This window comes from Pleomorphomonas koreensis DSM 23070, from assembly GCF_000425185.1.
Classification (GTDB): domain Bacteria; phylum Pseudomonadota; class Alphaproteobacteria; order Rhizobiales; family Pleomorphomonadaceae; genus Pleomorphomonas; species Pleomorphomonas koreensis.
The window spans coordinates 1-1870 of the sequence record NZ_AULH01000062.1 but is presented as its reverse complement, the minus strand read 5'-3'; the positions used below and the strand labels follow the sequence as shown (position 1 = coordinate 1870).

General features: G+C 64.3%; 2 protein-coding genes. Both read right to left on the bottom strand.

Going from position 1 to position 1870, the window contains the following annotated elements; all coding sequences use genetic code 11:
• Positions 1 to 620: HPF/RaiA family ribosome-associated protein (locus tag H512_RS0120010; RefSeq protein ID WP_026784908.1), on the bottom strand; the 620-nt coding region annotated here is incomplete at its 3' end.
• A 77-nt stretch (positions 621 to 697) separates the two neighbouring features.
• A partial coding sequence (locus tag H512_RS0120005; protein ID WP_026784907.1) for an AAA family ATPase occupies positions 698 to 1870 on the bottom strand: 1173 nt, incomplete at its 5' end.

Genomic DNA, 1870 nt, shown 5'->3' with positions numbered 1-1870 from the left:
GCCTCGATGGTCTCGAAAGCCAGTTTCAGCAGCCAGTCGCCTATGGAAAACTCGGTGGGCCGCTGCTCGAACCTTTCCAGTCCCTTGAGGATCGTTGCATCGACAAGATCGCGAACGCTGAGGTAACCCTCCGGCACAGATCCGCTGCATTCGAGATAGGTCAACTCGCGCCTGACGGTGTCGTAGACCGTATCGAGATGATCCTCGATCAGGCCGAAGAAAAGCTGGCGCCGCTCCGCCTCCGCCGCATTCCGCGCGGGCGGGAGTGGGGCGCCAATCCGGCGCCGGCGGGCGGGACGCTTGAACTCCGGCTCGTGCTTGAGGCGCGCCACATGCCGATCGACCCGGTGGCGCAGGTCGGCAAAGGCCTTGCGCAGGGCAGGCTCGGTCTCGAACCCCTCTTCCTGCGCCGCGATCACGCCCGAGGGCAGTTGCAGGCGCAGGCTGACCTGGATGCGCGTCTTGCCCCTCGTCTGCGAGACGACGACCTCGAGCCGGACGAGATCCTCGCGAAAGCGCGCGAGATGCGGCTCAAGTTGCCGCACCTCCTCCGCGATGACCTCCGGCGCGCGCTGCTGCCCGTGTCGGTCGAGATTGCGAAACGCTCTTATGACTTTCATGCCGTTAAACCTTCTTGTCGCTTTTCGACGAAACAAGCCGGCGCGACCGTCATCGCGCCGGCCAGTCCCTCGCGACGTCACCCGGTCGACTTATCGTCCTTGGACTGCACCTCATCCTTGGCGTCGACCGCGACGTCGGGCGTCGGAGCGTCCGCCTTGTCTTCGACAACTTCGCCGGACACGTCACCGCGGGCCCCGGCCTGATCGTCCGGTTTTTGGTCACTGCTGTCCTTTGCGATCTTTTCGAACACGACCTTCTGCTCGTCCGCCGACCAGGCGACGCGGACCTTGTCACCATCCTCGATCCGCCCCGAGAGCATCTCGCGGGCCAACTCGGTCTCCAACTCCGACCGGATCAGCCGGCGCAGCTCGCGGGCGCCGAATTCGGGACGGAAGCCGACCGCGCCGAAGTGATCCACGACGCTCACGTCGAATTCGAGTTCGACACCCTGGGTCAGGGCGGTCCGCTTCACCCGGTTCAGCTGCAACTCGACGATCTGGCGGATTTCCGACTGGTTCAGCGAGTGGAAGACGATGATCTCGTCGATCCGGTTGATGAACTCTGGCCGGAAATGACCGCGCAACACCTCCATCAGCTCGGACTTCTGCTTTGCCTCGTCGAACTCCTTGGTGCCGCGCTTCTTGAGGTTGCGCTGGATGATGTCCGAACCGAGGTTCGACGTGGCGATGATGATGGTGTTGGTGAAGTCCACCACGCGCCCCTTGCCGTCGGTCAGCCGACCGTCGTCGAACACCTGCAACAGAATGTTGTAGACATCCGGGTGCGCCTTCTCGATCTCGTCGAGCAGCACGACCGAGTAGGGCCGACGGCGCACCTTCTCGGTCAGTTGCCCGCCTTCGTCGTATCCGACGTAGCCGGGAGGCGCGCCCACCAGCCGGGCGACCGAGTGGCGCTCGCCATACTCGGACATGTCGATGCGGATGATTGCGTCCTGATCGCCAAAGATTACTTCGGCGAGCGTCTTGGCCAGTTCCGTCTTGCCAACCCCGGTCGGCCCGAGGAAGAGGAATGTCGCGGTCGGGCCGCGTCCCTCGCGCAGTCCTGCGCGCGCCAGGCGCACCGCATCCGCCACGGCGCGGATGGCCTCTTCCTGGCCGATGACGCGCTCGTGCAGCTTCTCCTCAAGCTTGAGGAGCTTGTCTTTCTCCTCGGTGGTCAGCTCAGTGACCGGAACGCCGGTGATCTTCGAGACGATCTGCGCGACATGATCGGCGCGCACCTCGGCGGT